Consider the following 25,452-nt stretch of genomic DNA (forward strand, 5'->3'; position numbering starts at 1 on the left):
GCCTCTGGGCTGACTTTTCGTAAGCTTGAGCCGTGTGCTGTGAAAGTCGCAAGCACGGTTCTTAGGGGGCTCCGGATCAGGAATGATCTGGGGCCACCCGCCTCTGCCGAGTCCGCCATGAGCCAGGTCCCCTACATTTTCGACGCTACCCTCGACACCTTCCAGCAACAGGTCATCGACGCCTCCTTCAGCACCCCGGTGCTGGTGGACTTCTGGGCCGAGTGGTGCGCGCCCTGCAAGGTGCTGATGCCGCTGCTGGCCAAGATCACCGAGTCCTATGGCGGCGCCCTGCACCTGGCCAAGGTCAACTGCGACATCGAGCAGGAACTGGTGATGAGATTCGGCATCCGCAGCCTGCCCACCGTGGTGCTGTTCAAGGATGGCCAACCGGTGGACGGCTTCGCCGGCGCCCAGCCGGAGTCGGCCATTCGCGCCCTGCTCGAACCCCATGTCCAGGCCCTGCCACCAGCCGAGGAAGATCCGCTGGACGCCGCCCAGGCGCTGTTCGCCGAGGGGCGTTTCGCCGAGGCCGAAGCCCTGCTCAAGGCCCTGCTGGAAGAAGACAACAGCGACGCCCTGGCGCTGATCCTCTATGCCCGCTGCCTGGCCGAGCGCGGTGAACTGGACGATGCCCAGGCGGTGCTGGACGCGGTCAAGGGTGACGAACACAAGCAGGCCCTGGCCGGCGCCCGTGCCCAGCTGACCTTCCTGCGCCAGGCCGCCAGCCTGCCCGAGGTCGCCGACCTCAAGAGCCGCTTGGCGCGCGATGCCGGCGACGACGAAGCCGCCTACCAGTTGGCCGTGCAGCAACTGGCCCGCCAGCAATATGAACCGGCTCTGGATGGCCTGCTGGACCTGTTCCGCCGCAACCGCGGCTATGGCGACGACCTGCCGCGCAAGACCCTGGTGCAGGTCTTCGATCTGCTGGGCAACGACCACCCGCTGGTCGCCACCTATCGCCGCCGCCTGTACCAGGCGCTGTACTAGGCGCCTGTCGGCCCAGGCTGCATCACGCCTAATGCAGCCTTATCCACAGCCAGCGCCATCGTGATGCTGTGGACGGCCTGTAGCGTGGAAAACCGCCCAACGTTTTCCACCAACCTGCCCCAGCCTCACCCCTGCCAGATATAGAACTGCGCCTCGCCCACCCGCTCCATGCGCACCTGGGGGCTGTGCCTCAGCCGAACCAGCAGCTGCTTGGCCACGCCCAGATTGCCGGTCAGCTTTTCCAGGGCCACGAGGATGTCCGGTCCGCTGAGCCGCCCGGCGGAGCTGAGCAGTTTCACCACCTGGTCCCAGAGCATGTCACCGCCCGACTTAGGCCCGCCGGGGGCGGCGGCCACCGCCGCCGCAGGCAGGGACGCCGCCGTCGGCCACAGGGCTGCGGCCAGGCGCTGCCAGTCGGCCTCGTCCAGTTCCACCGTGAGATCCACGGGCTGGCTGCCGATGGTTCCGCGAATGCGTACCATGGTGTTCTCCTCGTCGTGCAGAGGCCCATGCTCCCACAGCCACCGGCCGACGCCAAACCAAGGTTGCAGCGCGGAAAAGCAACAACATAACATAGCGCCCCTCCGCCCACTGGAAGCCCACCATGCGCCTGCCTCTGCTGACCCTTTGCCTTGCTGCCGCGCTCGCCCAACCGGCCTTTGCCCATGGCACCCACGACGACCATGACGAACACGCGCATGGCGCCCTGGGTGCCCATGTGCACGGTGAATCCCACCTCGACCTGGCGCAGACCGATACCGGCCTGGAATTGCAGTGGCGCAGTCCGGCGGCCGATCTGCTGGGCTTCGAACATGCAGCGCGTAATCAGCAGGAACAGGCTGCCGTCGCCGCGCTGCGACAGAGCCTGGAAAATCCCCAGGCGCTGGTAAAGCTGCCCGCGGCGGCCGATTGCCGGCTCACCGAAGCCAGCGCCATCAATCCGCTGTTCGCCAAGGACGCCAGTGCCAGCGGCCATCTCGACGTGGAGGCCAGCATGAGCTTCAGCTGCAACAAGCCGGGTGCGCTCGACAGCCTGGACCTCTCCGGCTGGTTCGCCCGCTTTCCCAACAGTCACAGTGTCGAGGTCCAGGCCATCGTCGCCAGTGGCCAACAAGGCGCCGAGCTGACGGCCAAGCAACCACAGCTGAAGTGGTGAGACGCCAGTGACCTCCGCCCCCCTGGTCGAGATCCAGGACCTCGGCTTCGCCTGGCCCGGCCAGGCGGAATGCCTGGACATCCGGCACTTCCAGCTGGCACCCGGCGAGGCGCTGTTTCTCGAAGGGCCCTCGGGCAGCGGCAAGACCACCCTGCTCGGCCTGCTGGGCGGCGTGCAACGGCCGAGTCGCGGCCAGGTGCGCCTGCTCGGTCAGGACCTGGGAGCGCTCGCCACCGCCCGGCGCGACCGCTTTCGCGTCGACCACACCGGCTTTCTCTTCCAGCAATTCAACCTGCTGCCCTTTCTCTCGGTGCTGGACAACATCCTGCTGCCCTGCCAGTTCTCGGCACTGCGCCGCGCGCGTGCCCGTGCGCGGCATGGCGATCCTCAGGGCGCGGCCCTGACCCTGCTCCGCGCCCTGGGACTGAGCGATCCCGACCTGCCCCGCCGTCCGGCCCGCGAATTGTCCATCGGCCAGCAGCAGCGGGTCGCCGCCGCCCGCGCCCTGATCGGCCAGCCGGAACTGGTGATCGCCGACGAACCTACCTCCGCGCTAGACAGCGACCACCGCGATGCCTTCCTGCGACTGCTGTTCGCCGAGTGCGCCGCCGCCGGCGCCGGCCTGCTGTTCGTCAGCCACGATCGCAGCCTGGCAGGCCATTTCGACCGCCACCTCACCCTGGCCGAGCTCAACGCCGCCCGCCTGGAGACCTAGGATGCCCCTGCTCCAACTGGCCTGGGCCAGCTTGCGCAATCGCCGCGCCACCGCCCTGCTCACCGTCTTCACCATCGCCGTCTCGGTGGCCCTGCTGCTGGGCGTCGAGCGGCTGCGCACCGAGGCCAAGGCCAGCTTCGCCAACACCATCGCCGGCACCGACCTGGTGGTGGGCGCCCGCTCCGGCGCGGTCAACCTGCTGCTCTACTCGGTGTTCCGCATCGGCAACGCCACCAACAACATCCGCTGGGAGAGCTACGAGAAGCTCGCCGCCGATCCCCGTGTCGCCTGGACCATCCCGCTGTCCCTTGGCGACTCCCACCGCGGCTACCGGGTGCTGGGCACCGACGGCAACTACTTCACCCACTATCACTATGGGCGCAACCAGCCGCTGCGCCTGGCCCAGGGCCGCCCCTTCACGGACGTCTTCGAGGTGGTGCTGGGCGCCGAGGTGGCCAAGGCGCTGCACTATCAGCTGGGCGATAAGCTGGTGCTGGCCCATGGCGTCGCCACCATCAGCCTGACCGAGCACAGCGACCATCCCTTCACCGTGGTCGGCATCCTCGCCCCCACCGGCACTCCGGTCGATCGCACCCTGCACATTCCGCTGAGCGGCATGACCGCCCTGCACCTGGACTGGCGCGGCGGCATGCCCGGTCCCTCGCTGAGCGACGCCGAGGTGCGCCAGCGCGATCTTACGCCACAAGACCTCACCGCCGCCCTGGTCGGCCTCAAGAGCCGGGTGGCCACCTTTGCCGTGCAGCGTGCGGTCAACGACTACCGTGGCGAGCCGCTGCTGGCCATCCTGCCCGGGGTGGCCCTGCAGGAACTTTGGGGCCTGCTCGGCACGGCGGAACAGGCGCTGCTGGTGATGTCGCTGTGCGTGGTGCTCACCGGCCTGGTGGGCATGCTCACCGCGCTGCTCGCCAGCCTCAACGAACGGCGCCGGGAAATGGCCATCCTGCGCTCGGTGGGAGCCCAGCCGCGCCACCTGTTCGGCCTGCTGCTGGCCGAGGCCCTGGCGCTCACCCTGGCCGGCTGCCTGGGCGGGCTGGCGCTGCTCTATGGCGCCATCGCCCTGGGCCGCCCCTGGCTGCTGGCGGAATACGGTCTGGCATTGCCGCTGGACTGGCCCTCGCTCTACGATGGGCAACTGCTCGGCGGCATCCTGCTCGCCGCCCTGGTGCTCGGTTGCATCCCAGCCTGGCGCGGCTGTCGCCAGGCCCTCACGGACGGGTTGTCCGTGCGCTTGTAGACGAGGCTTCCACCCCATGCGCCTGGCGCTTTTGCTGTTGCTCTGCTGGCTGTCCTGGGCCCAGGCTGAACCCCGCCAACTCGCCTGGCGCGAACTGGTACCGGCCGATGCGCCGCGCTTCAATCCCGGCAGCATCGACCACGGCCTCGGCGAAGACGGCCCCGCCGCCAGCCAGCCCTGGCCGGATGCGCCGACGGTTGCCGCCCTGGATGGCCAGGAGGTGCGCTTGCCGGGCTATGTGGTGCCGATCATGGTCACCGACGAGGGCGAGGTCACCGAATTCCTGCTGGTTCCCTACTACGGCGCCTGCATCCATGTGCCGCCCCCCCCGGGCAACCAGATCGTCTACGTCAAGGGCAGCCATGACCTCTGGATGTCCAAGCTGCACCTGCCCTACTGGGTGGAAGGCCGCCTGGGCGTGGGCAGCCAACGCAGCGAGGTGGCCGTCGCCGGCTACTGGCTGCAGGCCCAGCGCATCCAGCCCTACATCCTCAAAGGCGATGGCTCCTGAGAGCCTGTTCAAAATCTGCTGCGCGTCGGCCAAACGGCGTTGAAAATGGCTTCGGAATGCTCATTTACCACTCGTAAACTCTGCTTCCTCAGCCATTTTCGCCTTGTTTGGCTCTAGCTCGCGAGATTTTGAACAGGCTCTGAGGGGATGTGACCCACCCTTGAGCGAGATCAAGAGTCCGCCGTTTCAGCTTCGCTAGGCTGCTCCCAGCCCTTTTCCATGCCTTCGGAGCCCTCGCCATGCGTCCTCTCTTCCGCCTCAGCCTGCTCGCCCTCGCCCTGGCCGCCCCTCTCGCCCAGGCCCACCAGGCCGGCGACATCATCTTGCGCGCCGGCGCCATCACCGTAGATCCCCACGAACGCAGCTCCGACGTCAAGATCGACCGCGGCGCCCTGAGCGGCGCCAATCTCGGCGGCAAGGCGAGCATGGACAGCGACACCCAGCTGGGCCTCAACTTCGCCTACATGCTCACCGACCACCTGGGCGTCGAACTGCTGGCGGCCACGCCCTTCGAGCACCAGGTCAACATCAAGGGCACCGGGCTGGACGCCGCCAACGGCAAGCTGGGCAGTCTCAAGCACCTGCCGCCGACCCTGAGCCTGGTCTACTACCCCCTGGACGCCAAGGCGACGTTCCAGCCCTATGTCGGCGCCGGCCTCAACTACACCTGGATCTATGACGAGCACGTCGGCAGTGGTGCCAGCGCGGCCGGCTTCGATAACTTCCGCGCCGACAATTCCTGGGGCTGGTCCGCCCAGGTTGGTGCCGATCTCATGCTCACCGACCGGGTGATGCTCAACGCCCAAGTCCGCTACATCGACATCGCCACCACCGCCCACGTCGATAACACCGCCCTCGGCGCTCGGGCCAAGGTAGATCTGGACGTGGATCCCTGGGTCTATATGGTCGGCCTGGGCTATCGCTTCTAGCTCACCACCAGCCACTCGCGCCGTAGGTTGGCGCTGAGACAGCTCCAGCGTCGCAGCCCAAGAGACCGGGGCTTGCCCCTGGCCTCGCCCGCTAGTCCCGTAGCAGTGCCGCCAGCCCCGTGCCCATGCCTGTGGGCTGGCTGAAATCGAAGCGCTCGCGCAGACGACGGTTGTCCGCCTTCGAATGGCGGATGTCCCCCGCCCGCGCCGCACCATGGGTCACCGGCGGTAGGCCACCCAGCACCTGGCCGATCTCCGCCAGCAGTCCGTTCAGGCTGATGGTCTCGCCGCGCCCCACGTTCACCGCCCCCGCCGCTACCGCGGGGGCTTCCAGCGCCTGCACCAGGATGCCCACCAGATCGGCCACATAGACGAAATCGCGGGTCTGCTCGCCGTCGCCGAACACCGTGATCGGCGTCTGCCGACGAGCGCGCTCGGTAAAGATGCTGATCACCCCCGAATAGGGCGAAGAGGGATCCTGACGCGGTCCGTAGATGTTGAAGAAGCGGAAGATCGCCGGCTCCAGACCGTGCTCGCGGCGATAGAAGTCGAAGTAGTACTCGCCGGCCAGCTTGTCCGCCGCATAGGGCGTCAGCGGTGCCTTGGGAAGCTCCTCGTCGATGGCCTGGCCCTGACCGTTGGCGCCATAGACCGCCGCGCTGGAGGCATAAACCACCCGCTTGATCGCGGCCTTGCGCATGGCCTCGCACAGATTCAGGGTGCCGATGAAATTGGCCCTGTGGGTGCCCACCGGGTCTTCCACCGAGGCTTGCACCGAGGCCACCGCGGCCAGGTGCACCACCGCTGCGCAACCGGTTACCGCGGCTTCCAGCGTCGCGGCATCGGCCACGTCGCCCACCCGCAGCTCGATAAGGTCGTTGTCCAGCGGCAGATTCTCGCGCTTGCCGGTGCTCAGATCGTCCAGTACCCGCACCCGCCGGCCCCGCGCCAGCAGCGCGTCGGCCAGGTGGGAGCCGATGAAACCGGCACCGCCAGTGATCAGAATGGGCGCATCACTCATCGAAACCTACCTCGTCCTGCCGAAAGCCCTGCAACAGCGCGGGCAGCTCCTGCTGCCAGCGCCGCGCCTTGATTCCAAAGGTGTTGAGCAGCTTGCGACTGATCAACACCCCCTGTTGTGGCTCTTCCGTGGCATCCGCCCGCTCCAGGTGCGTCACCTCCTGCCATTCGCAGCGCACCGGCCGGTCGAATTCCTGCCAGAGCTGGGCGACGGTCTCGGCCAGACCCAGCTCCGACACCGCCTCCTGGGCGCCGTAGTGATAGGTCCCCCAGAGCGGCGCACCACAGTCGAGCTGCTTGACCACGGCCAGCAGCACCCGGGCGGCATCGCCCACGGTGGTCGGGTTGCCGCGCCGGTCGCCCGCCATCGGCACCACCTGCTCGGTACCCAGCTGCCGCAACAGACGCCCCAGGCGACCGTCGCAGGAGTCGTCGAGGACCCAGCCCAGGCGCAGCAGGATGTGCATCGGGCACAGCGCCCGCACCAGCTGCTCGACCCGCCAGAGCGCCTCGCCACGTGCACCCGGCGGCCGCGGAAGATCCTTTTCACTATAGCCGGCCACGCGCGAGCCATCGAAAAGCTGATAACTGGACGGTTGGATCAGCGGAATCTGATAGTGCTGGCAGAGGCCGGCCAGGCGTTGCACGGCCAGCGCCTGGCGCTGCATCAGCGCCGGATCGAAGTCCCCCGCCTGCAACCAGTCGCGGTAATAGGCGAGATTGATCACCGCCCCCGGCCGTACCTGGTCGAGCACCTGGGTCAGCCCGGCGGCGTACCAGCCCTCCGCGGGAGTCTCGGGGGCGACGAATTCGATGCCCGCTTCGGCACCGGCGGCGAGTAGCGCCTTGCCCAGGGCGCTCTCCCCGCCCACTACTAGAAGACGCATACGCATGTGTTGGAACAGCCTTCAAACCAGCATAAACAGGCGTCGAAAGATTCGACGGACATCGGTCAACATAGCGCGTCGCGCCAACCTTGCTCAAGCATCGGCGGTACCCGCTGCCGGTTGCTCGCGGCTTTGTTCGCGCAGGGTATGGTTGGCGGCGCTTTTGAGATTGGGCAGCAATCGGCAGATCAGCGCCAACTGGGTACACACCAATCGGTAGCCATCATCGTTGTCCTCGGCCGCGGCTTCCAGTTCGTCGGCCAGGCTGCTTTCCTCTTCGGCGGTCGGCGGCAGACTACGCCGCTCCGCCACCGCGGCGGCAATGGCTTCCATGCCCTCGGCGATCCGGGTCACGGCACGCTCCACCAGGGCATCGTGCTCGGCCGCCTCCAACTGTCGGCGATGGGCGCCCAGGGCCGACAGATAGCCCAGCAGGGTGTTGGACAGCGCCAGATAGCGAAAGCCCGCTTCCAGGTTACGGCGGAAATGCCCGGGATCGCGCAGCATGTTGGCCAGTGCGGCCGACAGCGTCGCATCGGCATTGTGGGCGTTGCGCCGCGCCACGCGGTAGTCGAGATCGTCCCGCTTGCCGGTCCGGTACTGCTCGTGCAACCGGCGCAGATAGAGTGCATTGGTGCGCAGGGTATTGGCCATCACCTGATGCAGTCGCCGTCCCTGCCAGTCCGGCAGGACAAAGAACACCGCCAGTACCGCGATCAGGCAACCCAACAGGGTATCCAGCAACCGCGGCCAGATCAGCATGAAGCCATTGCCTACCTGGTTGAAGCAGAACAGCACCATCAGGGTGATGGCGGCGGTGGCGATGGTGTAGCGATCCGTCCGGGTGATAAAGAACACCAGGCCGGCGACCAGCGCCATCAACAGCTGGATCTCCGGCTGACCGAACAGCTCCAGCAAGGCGCTGCCCAGCAACAGGCCGATCACCGTACCGACGATCCGCTGCACCAGCCGCACCCGGGTCGCCCCGTACTGCGGCCGACAGACGAACACCGTGGTCAGCAGGATCCAGTAGCCGTTCACCGGGTGGATCAGGTGCAGCACGCCATAGCCGGCCATCAGCGCCAGCGCCAGGCGCAGGCCATGGCGGAACAGCAGCGAGGTCGGGGTCAGCTGCAGGCGGATGCGCTGGAACACCTCGCGCAGGGAGCGCGCCGCCGGATCCAGCAGGCTGGTGTCCAGATCCGCCGCCCCCGAGTCGCTGTTGCCCGCCTCGGAGAATTGCCGCTCCAGAGTCGAGAGATTGTGCCCGAGCAGGTCCAGGGAGCGCAGCAGACCGCGCCAGCGCGGATTCTGCTGCTGCTTGAGATACTCCAGCGAGGCCTGCAAATCGGTCAGCCCCTGCTGACTCTGCTGGCCGTATTCGAAAGGCTGCCCCAGACGAATCGCCTCGCCCATGTTGTGGCAGGCATTGGCCTGCAGCTTGAGCAGGCGCTGACAGCGAAACAGGATGTCGCTATGGAAGAAGGCCTCGGTCAAGGCGCTGTAGGGATAGTGCGAGGAACTGGCGCGCTCGTGGATGTCCTGCGCCATGAAATAGAGACGGAAGTAGCGCCCCGAGCGCGCGCCAGGCCGTCCCGAGCGGCCGAAGCGATTGAGGATGGTCGCCTTGGCCTGGTTCAGCGCCTGCACCACCTTGCCGTTCTGCTGCGCCAGCAGCACGCGGCGCCGATGCAGATCCACCCCGCGTACCGGTTCGAGCATCTCGGCCTTGAGCCTGAGCAGAATCTCCAGTTCGCCATAGAGGGCGGACAGATTCTGCCGCACCGGCTGATGGGCGAACAGCGCGCACCAGAGCACCGAAAGCAGGCCGTACCACAGCGCACCGGCCAGCAGGTGCGCTGGCTCGTACCACAACGGCACCTGGGCGCCGAGGCGCTGATCCACCCCGATCATGGCGTAGATCGACAGGATCACCGTGGCCTGGGCGATGGATGCATAGCGCTCGCCGATGGCGCCCAACATCGTCAGGCTGAAGGTGGCCAGACCCAGGCCGACCACGAAGATCCAGGGATAGGGAAACAGCAGCTCGACCGCGAAGGCCGCCACCGTGAAGCACAGCAGCGTCACCGCCAGCGACTTGAGTCGCCCCAGCCAACTGTCGTCGGTTTCCGCCAGGGCGCTGGCGATGATGCCGAGAAACACCGGCGACAGCGCACGCAGATCCCCCAGCGACCAGCAGACGGCCATGGCGCCGCTCAGGGCGACAAAGACGCGAACGCCATAGCTGGCCTTTTCGTGCGCCCAGAGCTGGCGCAAAGACACTCCAAACACAGTCATGACGGGAGAGCGAGCCTCGTGTTTTCGCGCTTGATGCGAACCTTAGCACTGCGACGTCGCAAGCGGCGTTCGAGACAGCCTTTCCCGCACTTTTTTGACGGACGAAGAAAACCCGGCATTCGCCGGGCTTCTTCCTATCCCTGGATCAGGCCACTTCGCTGGGATCTATCCCCAGGCCCTTGGCCACGCCCATGCCATAGGCGGGATCGGCCTTGAGGAAGTGACCGATCTGCCGCAGTTGCACATCACGGGTCACAGAGCCCAGGGCGCCGACGATGTTGCCGATCAGCAGTGCTTGCTGGTCGGCATTCATCAGGCGGAACAGCGCGCCGGCCTGACTGAAGTAATCCTCGTCCACCCGGTGATCGTAGCGATCGGCGGGGCCGGCGAAGTTCAGTGCCGGTTCGCGATACTGCGGCGCCTGCTTGGGCGTATGGCCATAGCTGTTCGGCTCGTAGTTCGGCTGCGAACCGCCATTGCCATCGAAGCGCATGGCGCCATCGCGCTGATTGTTGGCGTAGGGGCAGCGCGGTGCGTTGACCGGTAGCTGCTGATAGTTGGTCCCTACGCGATAGCGCTGGGCGTCGGCATAGGCGAACACCCGGCCTTGCAGCATGCGATCAGGCGACAGCCCTATGCCCGGCACCACGTTGCTCGGTGCGAAGGAGGCCTGCTCCACCTCGGCGAAATAGTTCTGCGGATTGCGGTTGAGCTCCAGCATCCCGACTTCCTGCAGCGGATACTGCTGCTGCGACCACACCTTGGTCACATCGAAGGGATTCTCGGCGCGACCGGCTGCCTCCTGCTCGCTCATTACCTGGATGCACATCTTCCAGCGCGGCAATTCACCGCGCTCGATGGCCTGGAACAGGTCACGCTGGCTGTAATCCGGATCGGTACCGGCCAGCCGTGCGGCCTCGGCCGGTGCCAGGTTCTTGATCCCCTGCTGGCTCTTGAAGTGAAACTTCACGAAGTGCCGCTCACCCTGGGCATTGATCAGGCTGAAGGTGTGGCTACCGAAACCGTGCATGAAGCGATAGCCATCCGGAATGCCGCGATCCGAGAAGAGGATGGTCACCTGATGCAGGGATTCGGGCGACAGCGACCAGAAGTCCCACATCATCTGCGGACTCTTCAGGTTGCTCCAGGGATCGCGCTTCTGGGTATGGATGAAGTCCGGAAACTTGAGCGGATCGCGGATGAAGAACACCGGGGTGTTGTTGCCGACGATGTCCCAGTTGCCTTCTTCGGTATAGAACTTCAGGGCGAAACCCCGGGGATCGCGCTCGGTATCCGCCGAACCGCGCTCACCACCCACGGTGGAAAAGCGCAGGATGGTCTCGGTCTGCTTGCCCACACTGGCGAACAGCTTGGCGCTGGTGAGATGGGTGATGTCCTGGGTGACGGTAAAGGTACCGTAGGCCGCGGAGCCCTTGGCATGAACGCGCCGCTCGGGAATGACTTCACGGTTGAAGTGCGCCAGCTTCTCGATCAGATGGAAGTCGTCGAGCATCAGCGGACCGCGCGGACCGGCGGTGCGGGAATTCTGGTTGTCGGCTACCGGAATGCCGCTGGCAGTGGTGAGGATCTTGGTATCGGTCACAGGTATCTCCCTCTGGAAAGCGTTGGCTGATCGCCTGAGGGAAGTATCGCCGGGGCGATACTTTAGGACTAATTTATTGATCCTAGCATCCTGATAGAAAAACCTGAGTCGCAAGATCCTACTGTCTGGACCTGAGCAGCGTCTTGCCATAGCCAAAAGGCGGGCATGAAAAAGCCGGGCAAGAGCCCGGCTTTTTCCAGAACGCAGCTACTTATTCAGCAGCCTGTTCCACGGTACCGCCGACCGGACGGTCGATCAGCTCGACATACGCCATGGGCGCATTGTCGCCAGCGCGGAAGCCGCACTTCAGGATACGCAGGTAGCCACCCGGACGGTTGGCGTAGCGCTTGCCCAGGTCGTTGAACAGCTTGCCGACGGCAGCTTTCGAACGGGTACGGTCGAAAGCCAGGCGACGGTTGGCGACGCTGTCTTCCTTGGCCAGGGTGATCAGCGGCTCGGCAACGCGGCGCAGTTCCTTGGCTTTCGGCAGGGTAGTTTTGATCAGCTCGTGCTCGAACAGCGACACAGCCATGTTCTGGAACATGGCCTTGCGGTGTGCGCTCGTGCGGCTCAGATGACGACCACTTTTACGATGACGCATGATTGAAATTCCTTCCCAAACTATCGTTCGGTGAACAATGACGATCAGGCAGTAGCCTTGTCGTCCTTCTTAAGGCTTGCAGGGGGCCAGTTGTCCAGGCGCATACCGAGCGACAGACCACGGGAGGCCAGAACGTCCTTGATTTCGGTCAGGGACTTCTTGCCCAGGTTCGGGGTCTTGAGCAGCTCCACTTCGGTACGCTGAATCAGGTCACCGATGTAGTAGATGTTCTCCGCCTTGAGGCAGTTGGCCGAACGAACGGTCAGTTCCAGATCGTCCACCGGACGCAGCAGGATCGGATCGATCTCGTCTTCCTGCTCGACCACGACCGGCTCGCTGTCGCCCTTGAGGTCGACAAAAGCTGCCAGCTGCTGCTGCAGGATGGTGGCGGCACGGCGGATGGCTTCTTCCGGATCCAGGGTACCGTTGGTTTCCAGGTCAAGCACGAGCTTGTCCAGGTTGGTACGCTGTTCGACCCGGGCGTTTTCCACCACATAGGCCACGCGACGAACCGGGCTGAACGTAGCATCGAGTTGGAGACGACCGATTGCGCGGGTTTCGTCTTCTTCGCTCTGACGCGCATCGGCGGGCTCATAGCCACGACCGCGCGCGATTTTCAGCTTCATGTTCAGCGAACCGTTGTCCGCCAGGTGGGCGATGACGTGCTCACCGTTGACGATCTCGACATCGTGATCGACCTGAATGTCGGAGGCCAGAACTGGCCCCTGACCTTTCTTGCTCAGACTCAGGGTGACTTCGTCACGGCCGTGCAACTTGATGGCCAGGCCCTTGAGGTTGAGCAGGATCTCGATCACGTCTTCCTGCACGCCTTCGATGGCGCTGTACTCGTGCAGGACACCGTCGATCTCTGCTTCGACTACCGCGCAGCCAGGCATGGAGGACAACAGGATACGCCGCAGCGCGTTGCCCAAGGTATGGCCGAAACCACGCTCGAGAGGCTCGAGGGTGATCTTGGCACGGGTCTGACTAACCGCCTGCACATCGATATGGCGGGGGGTCAGGAACTCATTTACCGAACTCTGCATGGATGCACCTACTTTCTAGCCCTTACTTGGAGTAGAGCTCGACAATCAGGTTTTCGTTGATGTCGGCGGAGAGATCACCACGGGCCGGCACGCTTTTGAAGGTGCCTTCCTTTTTCTCGGTGCTCACTTCGACCCACTCAACCCGGCCACGCTGGCCGCACAGCTCAAGAGCCTGAGCGATACGCAGCTGGTTTTTGGCCTTTTCACGGACCGCGACGACGTCGCCGACCTTGACCTGATAGGAGGGAATGTTGACGGTCTGACCGTTGACGGTGATCGACTTGTGGGAGACCAGCTGGCGCGATTCGGCGCGAGTGGCACCGAAGCCCATGCGATACACCACGTTGTCCAGACGGCATTCGAGCAGTTGCAGCAGGTTCTCACCGGTAGCGCCCTTGCGACGGGCAGCTTCCTGGTAGTAACCGGCGAACTGACGCTCGAGCACGCCATAGATACGGCGAACTTTCTGCTTTTCACGCAGCTGCAGACCGTAGTCGGACAGACGACCGCGACGCTGACCGTGCTGGCCAGGAACGGTTTCCAGCTTGCACTTCGAGTCGAGGGCACGAGCGCCGCTCTTCAGGAAGAGGTCAGTGCCTTCGCGGCGGGACAGTTTGCACTTGGGACCAATGTAACGAGCCATTTCTCACTGTCTCCTATTACACGCGACGCTTCTTCGGCGGACGGCACCCGTTATGCGGGATAGGCGTCACGTCGGTGATGCTGGCGATCTTGTAACCACAGGCATTCAGGGCGCGAACAGCGGACTCACGGCCGGGGCCGGGACCTTTGACGTTCACGTCCAGATTCTTCAGACCATATTCCAGAGCGGCTTGGCCGGCACGTTCGGCTGCAATCTGGGCAGCGAACGGGGTGCTCTTACGGGAGCCACGGAAGCCGGAGCCACCGGAGGTCGCCCAGGACAACGCATTGCCCTGACGATCGGTGATGGTCACGATGGTGTTGTTGAAAGACGCATGGATGTGGGCGATGCCATCAACCACTGTCTTTTTGACTTTCTTACGAGGACGAGCAGCAGGTTTTGCCATGACTAGATTCCTGTCGATTCGCGGATGCGATTACTTGCGGATCGGCTTGCGCGGGCCCTTACGGGTACGGGCATTGGTCTTGGTGCGCTGACCACGGACCGGCAGACCACGGCGGTGACGCAGACCGCGGTAGCAACCCAGATCCATCAGGCGCTTGATGTTCATGTTGATTTCGCGGCGCAGGTCACCTTCGGTGAGGATTTTGGCGACCTCGTTACGCAGCTGATCGACCTGCTCGTCGCTCAGTTCTTTGATCTTGGCGGTCGGCTGGATGCCGGTGGCCGCGCAGATCTTCTGAGAGGTGGTGCGACCGACACCATAGATGTAGGTCAGCGAGATAACAGTATGCTTGTTATCTGGAATGTTGACGCCTGCAATACGGGCCATTCAGAAAAACTCCAATTGACAGCTACCGACGCCCCGGAAGCCAAGAAAAGGGCGCGCGATATTAACGCTGTAGGAACAAATGATCAACCCGGCAGCACACTAGCTGCCGGGTTAGACGCGTGGTTCACACTCAGCCTTGGCGCTGCTTGTGACGCGGTTCAGCGCTGCAGATCACGCGCACGACGCCTTCGCGGCGAATGATCTTGCAGTTACGGCACAGCTTCTTGACCGATGCACGAACTTTCATGACAACTCCTCTAACCTTACGAGTAACGGCTCAACGCATCATGCCGTTGCCGTAGCCCTTCAGGTTGGCTTTCTTCATCAGGGACTCGTATTGATGAGATACGAGATGGGACTGGACCTGGGACATGAAGTCCATGACCACTACCACCACGATCAGCAACGAGGTCCCGCCGAGATAGAACGGCACGTTCGCCGCGACCACCAGGAACTGGGGCAACAAGCACACCGCCGTCATGTACAGGGCACCGAACATGGTCAGCCGGGTCAGAACGCCATCGATATAGCGCGCGGACTGCTCACCAGGACGAATACCCGGGATGAACGCCCCGGATTTCTTCAGGTTTTCCGCCACATCCTTGGGGTTGAACATCAGTGCCGTATAGAAGAAGCAGAAGAAGATGATCCCTGCACTAAACAGCAAGATGTTCAGCGGTTGGCCGGGGGCGATGGCCTGAGCCACGTCCTGCAACCAACCGAGACCTTCGGACTGACCGAACCACGAACCGAGCGATGCCGGAAACAGCAGGATGCTGCTGGCGAAGATCGCCGGGATGACCCCGGCCATGTTCACCTTGAGCGGCAGATGGCTGTTCTGCGCCGCGAAGACCTTGCGGCCCTGCTGACGCTTGGCGTAGTGCACGGCGATACGACGCTGCCCACGCTCGATGAACACCACGAAGGCGATGATGGCGACCGCCACCACACCGACCATGATCAGCGCGAAGATGTTGATATCGCCCTGCCGTGCCGACTCGAAGGACTGACCGATGGCGCGAGGCAAGCCCGCGACGATACCGGCGAAGATCAGCATCGAGATGCCGTTGCCGATACCGCGCTCGGTGATCTGCTCACCCAGCCACATCATGAACAGTGCGCCGGCGACGAACGTGGTGACAGCGACGAAATAGAAGCTGAAGCCCACGCTGAACGCGACGCCCTGACTGGCGAGTCCTACCGACATCCCGGTGGCCTGAACGAGCGCCAGAACCAGCGTGCCGTAACGGGTGTACTGGCTGATCTTGCGACGACCAGACTCACCCTCTTTCTTCAATTGCTCCAGCTGTGGGCTGATCGCGGTAAGCAGCTGCATGATGATCGAGGCCGAGATGTACGGCATGATCCCCAGGGCAAAGATGCTCATCCGCTCCAGCGCACCGCCAGAGAACATGTTGAAGAGGCTAAGAATGGTCCCCTCGTTCTGCCTGAACAGTGCGGCCAGCTGATCGGGATTGATACCCGGAACAGGGATGTGCGCACCGATCCTGTAGACGATGATCGCCAGGAACAGGAATCGGAGGCGGGTCCACAGTTCGGACATACCACCGGTCTTGCTGAGCGCAGAGAGAGCACCTTGCTTAGCCATTTATTCCTCGATCTTGCCGCCAGCTGCTTCGATGGCTGCACGGGCACCCTTGGTGGCACCAATGCCCTTCAGGGTGACGGCACGAGTGACGTCGCCGGACAGCACAACCTTGACACGCTTGATGTCACGGCTGATCACGTTGGCGTCTTTCAGCGCCTGCAGATCGACCACATCGACATCGACCTTGGCCAGCTCGGAGGTACGAACCTCGGCGCGGTCCAGGGCCTTCAGCGATACGAAGCCGAACTTGGGCAGACGACGGTGCAGCGGCTGCTGGCCGCCCTCGAAACCGGGGGCAACCTTGCCACCGGAACGGGAGGTCAGACCCTTGTGGCCACGGCCACCGGTCTTGCCCAGGCCGCTACCGATACCACGACCGGGACGCAGCTTCTCGCGGCGAGCGCCGGGAGCGGAACGCAGATCATTCAATTTCATGACTTAACCCTCCACACGCAGAAGGTAATAGGCCTTGTTGATCATGCCGCGATTCTCAGGGGTGTCCTGAACTTCGACGGTGTGACCAATGCGACGCAGGCCGAGACCCTTGACGCAAGCCTTGTGATTGGCCAGACGGCCGTGGACGCTCTTGATCAGCGTGACCTTGACGGTTGCGTTAGCCATGATCAGAGAATCTCCTCGACGCTCTTGCCACGCTTGGCGGCAACAGCTTCCGGCGCCTGCATGTGCTTGAGACCTTCAAAGGTCGCGTACACCACGTTTACCGGGTTGGTGGAGCCGTAGCACTTGGCCAGGACGTTCTGCACACCAGCGACTTCCAGCACGGCGCGCATGGCACCGCCGGCGATGATGCCGGTACCGTCGGAAGCGGGCTGCATGTACACCTTGGAGGCGCCATGGGCGGCCTTGACCGGGTACTGCAGGGTGGTGCCGTTCAGATCCACCTGGATCATGTTGCGGCGAGCAGCTTCCATAGCCTTCTGGATGGCGGCAGGCACTTCACGGGCCTTGCCACGGCCGAAGCCAACGCGGCCCTTGCCATCGCCAACCACGGTCAGAGCGGTGAAGGCGAAGATACGGCCGCCTTTCACGGTTTTGGCTACGCGGTTAACTTGAACCAGCTTCTCGATGTAGCCTTCGTCGCGCTTTTGATCGTTATTTGCCATGACTTAGAACTCCAGCCCGCCTTCACGAGCAGCGTCGGCCAGCGCTTTGACGCGACCATGGTACTTGAAGCCAGAACGATCAAAGGCCACCTGGGTAACGCCAGCGGCCTTGGCACGCTCGGCGACCAGCAGACCAACTTTCTTGGCCGCCTCGACGTTGCTGGTAGCGCTTTCGCGCAGTTCTTTGTCCAACGTAGAAGCGCTGGCCAGGACCTTGCTGCCGTCGGCCGCGATGACCTGGGCATAGATGTGCTGGGAAGAGCGGTACACGCACAGACGGACCACTTCCAGTTCGCGCATCTTCAGGCGAGCCTTGCGAGCGCGACGCAGTCGGGTTTCTTTCTTGACGGTCATTTGCTATGCCCTACTTTTTCTTGGCTTCTTTGCGGTGGACGACTTCGTCGGCATACCGTACACCCTTGCCCTTGTAAGGCTCCGGCGGACGGAAACCACGAATCTCAGCCGCAACCTGGCCGACCAGCTGCTTGTCGATACCCTTGATCAGGATTTCGGTCTGGTTGGGGGTTTCTGCGGTGATGCCTTGCGGCAGGTCGTAGTCCACGGGGTGAGAGAAGCCCAGAGCGAGGTTCAGCACCTGACCTTTGGCCTGGGCCTTGTAGCCCACACCGACCAGTTGCAGCTTGCGCTCGAAGCCCTGGCTGACGCCGACCACCATGTTGTTGACCAGGGCACGGGTAGTGCCGGCCATCGCACGGGTCTGCTGATCGCCATTGCGAGCAGCGAAACGCAGCTCACCGGACTCTTGAGTGACTTCAACGGACGGATGGACCTTCAGTTCCAGAGCGCCCTTGGCACCCTTGATCGAAAGCGCCTGACCGGCCAGATTAACTTCGACGCCTGCAGGCAGTCTTACAGGGTTTTTAGCAACGCGAGACATGCTGATTCCCCTTAGAAGACTGTGCAGAGCACTTCGCCGCCAACACCAGCAGCACGGGCCGCGCGATCAGTCATCACACCTTTGTTGGTGGAAACGATCGACACGCCCAGACCGCCACGCACTTTCGGCAGCTGGTCAACGGCTTTGTACTGGCGCAGACCGGGACGGCTGCTACGCTTCAGCTCTTCGATGACAGGCTTGCCTTCGAAGTACTTCAACTCGATGGACAGCGACGGCTTGGATTCCGCGCTGACCTGAAAATCCGCGATGTAACCTTCGTCCTTGAGGACTTTGGCAACGGCAGCCTTCAGCTTGGAAGAAGGCATGCTCACAACGGCCTTTTCAGCCATCTGGGCATTACGGATACGAGTTAGCATGTCTGCTAACGGGTCCTGCATACTCATGGGCTATTAGCTCCTAATACAGAAATTGAGCCTACCGGCTCTCAAAAATCACCCCTCGGCAATAGGCCGATTCGGGCGAGCCGAGCATTCTAGAGATCGGCCTGAAACGAATCAAGCCCCAAAAGGGGCTTGATTCAATTACCGCGATGAAAGGCGCTAGCTGTTACCAGCTGGCCTTCACCAGGCCGGGCACGTCACCGCGCATGGCTGCTTCACGCAGCTTGATGCGGGACAGACCGAACTTGCGGTAGACGCCGTGCGGACGACCGGTCAGGCGGCAGCGGTTACGCATGCGGCTGGCGCTGGCGTCACGGGGCTGCTTCTGCAGGGCGACCTGGGCATTCCAACGGTCCTCGGGGGAGGCGTTGACATTACCGATGGTCGCCTTCAGCTCGGCGCGCTTCTTGGCGTACTTGGCAACCGTCTGCTGACGCTTCAGCTCGCGGTTAATCATGCTTTGCTTAGCCATCTGAAGACCTCAATCAGTTACGGAACGGGAAGTTGAACGCGCGCAGCAGCGCACGGCCTTCCTCGTCGGTACGAGCGGTGGTGGTCAGGGTGATGTCCATACCACGCAGCGCATCGATCTTGTCGTAATCGATTTCCGGGAAGATGATCTGCTCTTTCACGCCCATGCTGTAGTTGCCGCGACCGTCGAAGGACTTGGCATTCAGGCCGCGGAAGTCACGCACGCGCGGCAGGGAGATGGACAGCAGACGATCCAGGAATTCATACATGCGATCGCTACGCAGGGTCACCTTGACGCCGATCGGCCAGCCTTCGCGAATCTTGAAGCCAGCAATGGAGTTGCGAGCATAAGTCACGACCGGCTTTTGACCAGCGATCTTTTCCAGGTCAGCTACGGCGTTGTCGATGATCTTCTTGTCACCGACCGCTTCGCCCAGACCCATGTTCAAGGTGATCTTGGTGATGCGCGGAACTTCCATCACGTTACCCAGCTGAAGCTGCTCTTTCAGCTTGGGCGCGATTTCCTTCCGATAAATCTCTTTCAATCGAGCCATGGTGATCTACCTAGCAGCTTCAGGCCTGGACCGCTTTTTGGGTCGACTTGAAGATACGAATCTTCTTGCCGTCTTCGACTTTGAAACCAACGCGGTCAGCCTTGTTGGTCTCGGAGTTGAAAATGGCAACGTTGGAGACATGCAGAGGGGCTTCTTTCTCTACGATGCCACCCTGAACACCCAGCATGGGGTTGGGCTTGGTGTGGCGCTTGATCAGGTTGACCCCACCAACGACCAGACGGTCATCGGCGAGTACCTTCAGCACCTTGCCACGCTTGCCCTTGTCCTTGCCGGCAATGACGATTACCTCGTCGTCACGACGAATCTTTTGCATGTCGGCTACTCCTTACAGCACTTCGGGGGCAAGGGAGACGATCTTCATGAACTTCTCGGAGCGAAGTTCACGGGTCACCGGCCCAAAGATACGGGTGCCAATCGGCTCTTGCTTGTTGTTCAGCAGAACCGCGGCGTTGCCGTCGAAGCGGATGATGGAACCGTCGGTGCGGCGGACGCCGTGCTTGGTACGCACGACGACAGCAGTCATCACCTGACCTTTCTTCACCTTGCCGCGCGGAATTGCTTCCTTGACGGTGACTTTGATGATGTCGCCAATGCCGGCGTAACGGCGGTGGGAACCGCCGAGCACCTTGATGCACATCACGCGACGAGCGCCGCTGTTGTCGGCGACGTCAAGCATGGATTGAGTCTGGATCATGGCTCTCTACCCTTATACCTGAACGGCGCGCTCGACGACGTCAACCAGGGTCCACGCCTTGGTCTTGGCCAGCGGGCGGGTTTCGCGAATGGTGACCAGGTCACCAATGCGGCACTGATTGGTTTCGTCGTGAGCGTGCAGCTTGGTGGAACGCTTCACGTATTTGCCGTAGATCGGGTGCTTGACGCGACGCTCGATCAGTACGGTGACGGTTTTGTCCATCTTGTCGCTGACCACTCGGCCGGTCAGCGTACGGACAGTTTTTTCAGCTTCAGCCATGATCACTTACCTGCTTGCTGGTTCAGCACAGTCTTGACGCGAGCGATGTCGCGCTTCACTTGCGAGAGCATGTGAGACTGACCCAACTGGCCAGTTGCCTTCTGCATACGCAGATTGAACTGGTCACGCAGCAGGTTGAGAAGCTGCTCGTTCAGCTCCTCTACGGATTTCTCACGCAAATCTTTCGCTTTCATCACATCACCGTCCGCTTAACAAAGGAGGTTTCGAGCGGAAGCTTGGCAGCGGCCAGGGCGAATGCCTGACGAGCCAGATCCTCGGAAACACCCTCGATCTCGTACAGGACCTTGCCCGGCTGGATCTGGGCTACCCAGTACTCGACACTACCCTTACCTTTACCCATCCGCACTTCGAGAGGCTTCTTGGTGACAGGCTTGTCAGGGAAGACGCGGATCCAGATCTTGCCGCCACGCTTCACGTGACGGGTCAGCGCACGACGTGCGGATTCGATCTGGCGAGCGGTCAGACGGCCACGGCCGACAGCCTTCAGCGCGTACTCGCCGAAGCTGACCTTGCTACCGCGATGAGCCAGACCACGATTGTGGCCGGTCATCTGCTTGCGGAATTTTGTACGCTTGGGTTGCAGCATGTTGCGTACTCCTTACTTAGCAGCAGCTTTTTTGCGCGGAGCCGGGGCGACGGGCTTGAGCTCTTCCTGGCGGCCACCAATGACCTCACCCTTGAAGATCCAAACCTTCACACCGATCACACCGTAAGTGGTGTGGGCTTCCGCAGTGGCGTAGTCGATATCGGCACGCAGGGTGTGCAGAGGCACACGACCTTCGCGATACCACTCGGTACGGGCGATTTCAGCACCGCCCAGACGACCGCTCACCTGAATCTTGATGCCTTTGGCACCAATGCGGATCGCGTTCTGTACGGCGCGCTTCATGGCGCGACGGAACATCACACGACGCTCAAGCTGCTGCGCAACGCTCTGCGCAACCAGGGCACCGTCGAGCTCCGGCTTGCGGATCTCTTCGATGTTGATGTGCACGGGCACACCCATTCTTGCGGTCAGGTCCTGACGCAGCTTCTCGACATCCTCACCTTTCTTGCCGATCACGATACCGGGACGGGCGGTGTGGATGGTGATGCGTGCGGTTTGAGCCGGGCGATGAATATCGATACGGCTTACGGACGCGCTTTTTAGTTTGTCCTGGAGGTACTCACGAACCTTCAGGTCGGCCAGCAGATAGTCCGCATAAGTGCGCTTATCCGCGTACCAGACCGAAGTGTGCTCCTTGACGATACCCAGGCGAATGCCATTGGGATGTACTTTCTGACCCATCTGATCGACTCCGTTACTTGTCCGCAACCTTGACCGTGATATGGCAAGACCGCTTCACGATGCGATCAGCACGACCTTTGGCACGCGGCATGATGCGCTTGAGCGAACGACCTTCGTTTACGAAGACAGTGGAGACCTTCAGGTCGTCCACGTCGGCGCCTTCATTGTGCTCGGCGTTGGCAACAGCCGACTCCAGCACCTTCTTCATGATCTCAGCGGCTTTCTTGCTGCTGAAAGTCAACAGGTTGAGCGCTTCGCCCACCTTCTTCCCGCGAATCTGGTCGGCGACCAAGCGGGCTTTCTGGGCGGAGATACGAGCGCCCGACAGCTTAGCGGCTACTTCCATCTTCCTTACCCCTTAACGCTTGGCTTTCTTGTCAGCCGCATGACCGCGATAGGTGCGGGTAGCAGCGAACTCGCCGAGTTTGTGGCCGACCATGTCTTCGTTCACCAGAACGGGGACATGTTGACGACCGTTGTGCACAGCGATGGTCAGGCCGACCATTTGCGGCAGGATCATCGAACGACGCGACCAGGTCTTGATCGGTTTGCGTTCGTTCTTTTCCACCGCGACTTCGATCTTCTTCAACAGGTGAAGATCGATAAAAGGACCTTTCTTCAGAGAACGGGGCACAGTCGAATCCTCTACTGATTACTTGCCGCGACGGACAATCATCTTGTCGGTACGCTTGTTGGAGCGCGTCTTGAGACCCTTGGTCTTGACGCCCCACGGCGAAACCGGATGACGGCCACCGGAAGTACGACCTTCACCACCACCGTGCGGGTGATCGACCGGGTTCATGGCGACACCACGAACGGTCGGACGCACGCCACGCCAGCGGGTGGCACCGGCCTTACCCAGCGAACGCAGGCTGTGCTCACCGTTGGACACTTCGCCCAGGGTGGCACGGCACTCGGACAGCACCTTGCGCATTTCACCGCTGCGCAGACGCACGGTGACGTAGGCGCCTTCGCGGGCGACCAGCTGAGCGGAGGTACCCGCGGAACGAGCGATCTGAGCGCCCTTGCCAGGCTTCAGCTCGATACCGTGGATGGTGCTACCGACCGGCACGTTACGCAGCGGCAGGTTATTGCCAGCCTTGATGGGCGCGCCAGCGCCGGACATCAGCTGGTCACCGGCAGCAACGCCCTTGGGAGCGATGATGTAGCGACGCTCGCCATCGGCGTACTTCAGCAGAGCGATGTGTGCAGTACGGTTCGGATCGTATTCGATACGCTCAACGACGGCAGGGATGCCATCCTTGTTGCGACGGAAATCGACCAGACGGTAGTGCTGCTTGTGACCACCGCCGATGTGGCGAGTGGTGATACGACCATTGTTGTTACGGCCGCCGGACTTGCTCTTCTTCTCCAGCAAAGGAGCGTAGGGCGCGCCTTTGTGCAGATCAGAGTTGACCACCTTGACCACAAAGCGGCGGCCAGCGGAGGTCGGCTTGCATTTTACGATTGCCATGATGCCCCCTGATTACTCGGCGCTGCTGGAAAAGTCGAGATCCTGGCCCGGCTGGAGCGCGATGTACGCTTTTTTCCAGTCGTTACGCTTGCCCAGACCACGAGCGGTACGCTTGGTCTTGCCCTGGACGTTCAGGGTGCTGACGCTGCGAACCTTGACCTCGAACAGCTGCTCGACGGCCTTCTTGATTTCCAGCTTGGTTGCATCGGTGGCAACCTTGAATACGAACTGCTTCTGGCTGTCCGCCAGCATGGTGGCCTTCTCGGAGATGTGCGGGCCAAGCAGCACTTTGAATACGCGTTCCTGGTTCATGCCAGCAGCTCCTCGAATTTCTTCACGGCGGACACAGTGACCAGCACCTTGTCGTAGGCGATCAGGCTGACCGGGTCGGAACCCTGGACATCACGCACGTCGACGAAAGGCAGGTTGCGGGCGGCCAGATACAGGTTCTGGTCGACAGCGTCGGTCACGATCAGCACGTCGCTCAGGCCCAGGCCGTCCAGCTTGCTGACCAGGGTCTTGGTCTTGGGCGCGTCGACGGCGAAGTCGTCAACCACGACCAGACGATCCAGACGGACCAGCTCGGCGAGAATGGAGCGCAGTGCAGCGCGGTACATCTTCTTGTTCAGCTTCTGGCTGTGATCCTGGGGCTTGGCTGCGAAAGCCACGCCACCGGAGCGCCAGATGGGGCTGCGGATGGTACCGGCACGGGCACGACCGCTGCCCTTCTGACGCCAGGGCTTCTTGCCACCGCCACGGACTTCGGAACGGGTCTTCTGGGCACGGGTGCCCTGACGACCGCCAGCCATGTAGGCGACGACTGCCTGGTGAACCAGGGTCTCGTTGAATTCACCGCCGAAGGTGTGCTCGGAGACTTCGATAGCTTGAGAGCCATTCACATTGAGTTGCATGTTCTCTCTCCTCTCAACCACGGGCCTTGACAGCGGGACGCACAATCACGTCACCACCCGGCGCGCCGGGGACGGCACCCTTGACCAGCAGCAGGTTGCGCTCGGCGTCTACACGCACGACTTCCAGCGACTGAACGGTTACACGCTCCGCACCCAGGTGACCGGACATTTTCTTGCCCTTGAACACTCGACCAGGAGTCTGGCACTGGCCGATGGAACCAGGTGCACGGTGGGAAACGGAGTTACCGTGGGTGTTGTCCTGACCACGGAAGTTCCAGCGCTTGATGGTACCGGCGTAGCCCTTACCTTTGGACTGACCAGTGACATCAACCATCTGACCGGCTTCGAACAGGGCTACGGTGACTTCGTCGCCAGCCTTGTACTCACCGTCTTCCAGGCGGAATTCGAGGACGCTACGACCAGCGGCAACGCTGGCCTTGGCGAAGTGACCGGCTTGCGCCTTGGTCACGCGGGAAGCACGACGCTCGCCCACGGTTACCTGAATGGCGCGATAGCCATCGGTTTCTTCGCTTTTGAATTGGGTTACGCGATTCGGCTCGATCTCAATGACCGTAACCGGAACGGAAACGCCTTCTTCGGTGAAAACGCGGGTCATACCGCATTTACGACCGACTAAACCAATCGTCATGTTGAGAACCTCTTGAGTGTACGGGGCTTTCACCCGCTATGGCCGCCCATTTCAGAGCGTTACACGACTGAAACCTTGACGGTCTCAGCCGAGGCTGATTTGCACTTCAACGCCAGCGGCGAGATCGAGCTTCATCAGCGCATCGACGGTCTTGTCGGTGGGCTGAACGATGTCGAGCACACGCTTGTGGGTACGAATTTCGTACTGGTCACGAGCGTCCTTGTTGACGTGCGGAGAAATCAGCACTGTGTAACGTTCCTTGCGGGTAGGCAGAGGAATCGGACCACGCACCTGAGCACCAGTACGTTTCGCAGTTTCTACGATTTCCTGGGTGGATTGATCGATCAGGCGATGATCAAAAGCCTTCAACCGAATACGGATTTGTTGATTTTGCATTTGACCTCAGACTCCAAGCTTTCCTCTCGGACAAAAAGGTGCCCGATTAAAGGAGGCGCAATTCTAAGGATGTCGTCGGCGGCTGTCAAGAACGCCTCTTTTGCCATCTGTCAATTTCACGAGCCAAGAAAAAAGGCCCCGAAGGGCCTTTTTTCGTTTCAGATCAATCGATTACTCGATGATCTTGGCAACCACACCGGCGCCGACGGTACGACCGC

General features: G+C 62.2%; 39 protein-coding genes. 6 read left to right on the forward strand and 33 right to left on the reverse strand.

The features are described from left to right. Positions 1-117 precede the first annotated feature (117 nt). Entirely contained in the window at positions 118-987 is an 870-nt protein-coding gene (trxA, locus tag FEZ61_RS03505) for a thioredoxin (protein ID WP_160921979.1), read from the forward strand. Between the two features lie 125 nt (positions 988-1,112). Here the strand turns inward: trxA and FEZ61_RS03510 are convergent, their stop codons facing one another. Then, positions 1,113-1,469 (reverse strand): hypothetical protein, encoded by a 357-nt coding sequence (locus FEZ61_RS03510; protein WP_173147276.1) that lies wholly within the window; start codon positions 1,467-1,469, stop codon positions 1,113-1,115. A 122-nt stretch (positions 1,470-1,591) separates the two neighbouring features. On the opposite strand from FEZ61_RS03510, the gene FEZ61_RS03515 reads away from it, so the two are divergent. The 5 genes from FEZ61_RS03515 (at position 1,592) to FEZ61_RS03535 (ending at position 5,553) form a co-directional block, all read left to right on the forward strand. After that, positions 1,592-2,143, forward strand: a complete 552-nt coding sequence (locus FEZ61_RS03515; protein ID WP_173147278.1) for a DUF2796 domain-containing protein — start codon at positions 1,592-1,594, stop codon at positions 2,141-2,143. Between the two features lie 7 nt (positions 2,144-2,150). Next, positions 2,151-2,858 (forward strand): ABC transporter ATP-binding protein, encoded by a 708-nt coding sequence (locus tag FEZ61_RS03520; RefSeq protein WP_017642606.1) that lies wholly within the window; start codon positions 2,151-2,153, stop codon positions 2,856-2,858. Between the two features lies 1 nt (position 2,859). Next, positions 2,860-4,113 carry an ABC transporter permease gene (locus FEZ61_RS03525; protein ID WP_017642605.1) on the forward strand — a complete coding sequence of 418 codons (1,254 nt, stop codon included), beginning with the start codon at positions 2,860-2,862 and terminating at the stop codon, positions 4,111-4,113. A gap of 16 nt (positions 4,114-4,129) precedes the next feature. Beyond that, complete coding sequence (locus tag FEZ61_RS03530; RefSeq protein ID WP_173147280.1) at positions 4,130-4,624, forward strand: DUF3299 domain-containing protein; 495 nt, start codon at positions 4,130-4,132, stop codon at positions 4,622-4,624. A 239-nt stretch (positions 4,625-4,863) separates the two neighbouring features. Further along, on the forward strand, positions 4,864-5,553 hold the full coding sequence (locus FEZ61_RS03535) for an OmpW family outer membrane protein (RefSeq protein ID WP_017640295.1): 690 nt from the start codon (positions 4,864-4,866) through the stop codon (positions 5,551-5,553). Between the two features lie 91 nt (positions 5,554-5,644). Here FEZ61_RS03535 and FEZ61_RS03540 read toward each other — a convergent pair whose 3' ends face one another. The 32 genes from FEZ61_RS03540 to rpsJ form a co-directional block, all read right to left on the reverse strand. After that, positions 5,645-6,574 carry an NAD-dependent epimerase/dehydratase family protein gene (locus FEZ61_RS03540; RefSeq protein ID WP_017640294.1) on the reverse strand — a complete coding sequence of 310 codons (930 nt, stop codon included), beginning with the start codon at positions 6,572-6,574 and terminating at the stop codon, positions 5,645-5,647. After that, positions 6,567-7,466, reverse strand: coding sequence for a sugar nucleotide-binding protein (locus FEZ61_RS03545; protein ID WP_173147282.1), 900 nt, complete (start codon positions 7,464-7,466; stop codon positions 6,567-6,569). The genes FEZ61_RS03540 and FEZ61_RS03545 overlap by 8 nt, the downstream gene beginning before the upstream one ends. Positions 7,467-7,553: 87 nt before the next feature. Next, entirely contained in the window at positions 7,554-9,758 is a 2,205-nt protein-coding gene (gene yccS / locus FEZ61_RS03550; RefSeq protein WP_026083756.1) for a YccS family putative transporter, read from the reverse strand. Between the two features lie 145 nt (positions 9,759-9,903). Next, positions 9,904-11,361 (reverse strand): catalase, encoded by a 1,458-nt coding sequence (locus FEZ61_RS03555; protein ID WP_017640291.1) that lies wholly within the window; start codon positions 11,359-11,361, stop codon positions 9,904-9,906. A 211-nt stretch (positions 11,362-11,572) separates the two neighbouring features. Next, entirely contained in the window at positions 11,573-11,962 is a 390-nt protein-coding gene (gene rplQ, locus FEZ61_RS03560) for a 50S ribosomal protein L17 (protein WP_007161227.1), read from the reverse strand. A 44-nt stretch (positions 11,963-12,006) separates the two neighbouring features. Further along, a complete protein-coding gene (rpoA, locus tag FEZ61_RS03565) occupies positions 12,007-13,008 on the reverse strand; it encodes a DNA-directed RNA polymerase subunit alpha (protein ID WP_059316454.1) in 1,002 nt (333 codons plus the stop codon). Positions 13,009-13,030: 22 nt separating this feature from the next. Beyond that, positions 13,031-13,651, reverse strand: coding sequence for a 30S ribosomal protein S4 (rpsD, locus tag FEZ61_RS03570; RefSeq protein WP_017640289.1), 621 nt, complete (start codon positions 13,649-13,651; stop codon positions 13,031-13,033). A 16-nt stretch (positions 13,652-13,667) separates the two neighbouring features. After that, on the reverse strand, positions 13,668-14,057 hold the full coding sequence (gene rpsK / locus FEZ61_RS03575) for a 30S ribosomal protein S11 (protein ID WP_003281811.1): 390 nt from the start codon (positions 14,055-14,057) through the stop codon (positions 13,668-13,670). 30 nt (positions 14,058-14,087) lie between these two features. Next, positions 14,088-14,444, reverse strand: a complete 357-nt coding sequence (gene rpsM / locus FEZ61_RS03580) for a 30S ribosomal protein S13 (protein WP_017640288.1) — start codon at positions 14,442-14,444, stop codon at positions 14,088-14,090. 130 nt (positions 14,445-14,574) lie between these two features. Continuing rightward, entirely contained in the window at positions 14,575-14,691 is a 117-nt protein-coding gene (gene rpmJ / locus FEZ61_RS03585) for a 50S ribosomal protein L36 (protein ID WP_002555468.1), read from the reverse strand. 30 nt (positions 14,692-14,721) lie between these two features. Then, entirely contained in the window at positions 14,722-16,053 is a 1,332-nt protein-coding gene (secY, locus tag FEZ61_RS03590; protein WP_026083755.1) for a preprotein translocase subunit SecY, read from the reverse strand. Continuing rightward, positions 16,054-16,488 (reverse strand): 50S ribosomal protein L15, encoded by a 435-nt coding sequence (rplO, locus tag FEZ61_RS03595; protein ID WP_007161232.1) that lies wholly within the window; start codon positions 16,486-16,488, stop codon positions 16,054-16,056. Between the two features lie 3 nt (positions 16,489-16,491). Beyond that, positions 16,492-16,674 (reverse strand): 50S ribosomal protein L30, encoded by a 183-nt coding sequence (rpmD, locus tag FEZ61_RS03600; protein ID WP_007161233.1) that lies wholly within the window; start codon positions 16,672-16,674, stop codon positions 16,492-16,494. 2 nt (positions 16,675-16,676) lie between these two features. Further along, positions 16,677-17,177, reverse strand: coding sequence for a 30S ribosomal protein S5 (gene rpsE, locus FEZ61_RS03605; RefSeq protein WP_007161234.1), 501 nt, complete (start codon positions 17,175-17,177; stop codon positions 16,677-16,679). A gap of 3 nt (positions 17,178-17,180) precedes the next feature. Then, positions 17,181-17,531 carry a 50S ribosomal protein L18 gene (gene rplR / locus FEZ61_RS03610; RefSeq protein ID WP_007161235.1) on the reverse strand — a complete coding sequence of 117 codons (351 nt, stop codon included), beginning with the start codon at positions 17,529-17,531 and terminating at the stop codon, positions 17,181-17,183. 10 nt (positions 17,532-17,541) lie between these two features. Then, the gene (gene rplF / locus FEZ61_RS03615; RefSeq protein WP_017640286.1) at positions 17,542-18,075 is read right to left on the reverse strand and encodes a 50S ribosomal protein L6; all 534 of its coding nucleotides are present in this window, start codon (positions 18,073-18,075) and stop codon (positions 17,542-17,544) included. A gap of 11 nt (positions 18,076-18,086) precedes the next feature. Then, on the reverse strand, positions 18,087-18,479 hold the full coding sequence (gene rpsH, locus FEZ61_RS03620; protein ID WP_017640285.1) for a 30S ribosomal protein S8: 393 nt from the start codon (positions 18,477-18,479) through the stop codon (positions 18,087-18,089). 163 nt (positions 18,480-18,642) lie between these two features. Then, positions 18,643-18,948: a 30S ribosomal protein S14 gene (gene rpsN, locus FEZ61_RS03625; protein ID WP_017640284.1), complete on the reverse strand. Its 306-nt coding sequence runs from the start codon at positions 18,946-18,948 to the stop codon at positions 18,643-18,645. 13 nt (positions 18,949-18,961) lie between these two features. Next, the gene (gene rplE, locus FEZ61_RS03630) at positions 18,962-19,501 is read right to left on the reverse strand and encodes a 50S ribosomal protein L5 (protein WP_007161239.1); all 540 of its coding nucleotides are present in this window, start codon (positions 19,499-19,501) and stop codon (positions 18,962-18,964) included. 19 nt (positions 19,502-19,520) lie between these two features. Next, entirely contained in the window at positions 19,521-19,835 is a 315-nt protein-coding gene (gene rplX / locus FEZ61_RS03635; RefSeq protein ID WP_017640283.1) for a 50S ribosomal protein L24, read from the reverse strand. Between the two features lie 12 nt (positions 19,836-19,847). Continuing rightward, complete coding sequence (gene rplN / locus FEZ61_RS03640) at positions 19,848-20,216, reverse strand: 50S ribosomal protein L14 (RefSeq protein WP_007161241.1); 369 nt, start codon at positions 20,214-20,216, stop codon at positions 19,848-19,850. Between the two features lie 12 nt (positions 20,217-20,228). Then, positions 20,229-20,495 carry a 30S ribosomal protein S17 gene (gene rpsQ / locus FEZ61_RS03645; protein ID WP_007161242.1) on the reverse strand — a complete coding sequence of 89 codons (267 nt, stop codon included), beginning with the start codon at positions 20,493-20,495 and terminating at the stop codon, positions 20,229-20,231. A 2-nt stretch (positions 20,496-20,497) separates the two neighbouring features. Continuing rightward, on the reverse strand, positions 20,498-20,689 hold the full coding sequence (gene rpmC, locus FEZ61_RS03650) for a 50S ribosomal protein L29 (RefSeq protein ID WP_007161243.1): 192 nt from the start codon (positions 20,687-20,689) through the stop codon (positions 20,498-20,500). Next, on the reverse strand, positions 20,689-21,102 hold the full coding sequence (gene rplP, locus FEZ61_RS03655) for a 50S ribosomal protein L16 (protein WP_017640282.1): 414 nt from the start codon (positions 21,100-21,102) through the stop codon (positions 20,689-20,691). The genes rpmC and rplP overlap by 1 nt, the downstream gene beginning before the upstream one ends. 12 nt (positions 21,103-21,114) lie before the next feature. Then, positions 21,115-21,804 (reverse strand): 30S ribosomal protein S3, encoded by a 690-nt coding sequence (gene rpsC / locus FEZ61_RS03660; protein ID WP_007161245.1) that lies wholly within the window; start codon positions 21,802-21,804, stop codon positions 21,115-21,117. Positions 21,805-21,817: 13 nt separating this feature from the next. Beyond that, positions 21,818-22,150 carry a 50S ribosomal protein L22 gene (rplV, locus tag FEZ61_RS03665; RefSeq protein ID WP_007161246.1) on the reverse strand — a complete coding sequence of 111 codons (333 nt, stop codon included), beginning with the start codon at positions 22,148-22,150 and terminating at the stop codon, positions 21,818-21,820. Positions 22,151-22,162: 12 nt separating this feature from the next. After that, positions 22,163-22,438 carry a 30S ribosomal protein S19 gene (gene rpsS, locus FEZ61_RS03670; protein ID WP_007161247.1) on the reverse strand — a complete coding sequence of 92 codons (276 nt, stop codon included), beginning with the start codon at positions 22,436-22,438 and terminating at the stop codon, positions 22,163-22,165. A gap of 18 nt (positions 22,439-22,456) precedes the next feature. Continuing rightward, positions 22,457-23,278 carry a 50S ribosomal protein L2 gene (gene rplB / locus FEZ61_RS03675; RefSeq protein WP_173147284.1) on the reverse strand — a complete coding sequence of 274 codons (822 nt, stop codon included), beginning with the start codon at positions 23,276-23,278 and terminating at the stop codon, positions 22,457-22,459. Between the two features lie 12 nt (positions 23,279-23,290). Next, positions 23,291-23,590, reverse strand: a complete 300-nt coding sequence (gene rplW, locus FEZ61_RS03680) for a 50S ribosomal protein L23 (RefSeq protein ID WP_007161249.1) — start codon at positions 23,588-23,590, stop codon at positions 23,291-23,293. Then, the gene (gene rplD, locus FEZ61_RS03685) at positions 23,587-24,189 is read right to left on the reverse strand and encodes a 50S ribosomal protein L4 (RefSeq protein WP_017640279.1); all 603 of its coding nucleotides are present in this window, start codon (positions 24,187-24,189) and stop codon (positions 23,587-23,589) included. Before rplD ends, rplW begins: the two co-directional genes overlap by 4 nt. 13 nt (positions 24,190-24,202) lie before the next feature. Further along, the gene (rplC, locus tag FEZ61_RS03690) at positions 24,203-24,838 is read right to left on the reverse strand and encodes a 50S ribosomal protein L3 (protein ID WP_007161251.1); all 636 of its coding nucleotides are present in this window, start codon (positions 24,836-24,838) and stop codon (positions 24,203-24,205) included. A gap of 84 nt (positions 24,839-24,922) precedes the next feature. Then, entirely contained in the window at positions 24,923-25,234 is a 312-nt protein-coding gene (gene rpsJ / locus FEZ61_RS03695; RefSeq protein WP_003243886.1) for a 30S ribosomal protein S10, read from the reverse strand. Positions 25,235-25,452: the final 218 nt, after the last annotated feature.

The sequence above is a fragment of the Pseudomonas sp. MS15a(2019) genome, from assembly GCF_013277805.1.
Lineage (GTDB): Bacteria > Pseudomonadota > Gammaproteobacteria > Pseudomonadales > Pseudomonadaceae > Chryseomonas > Chryseomonas benzopyrenica.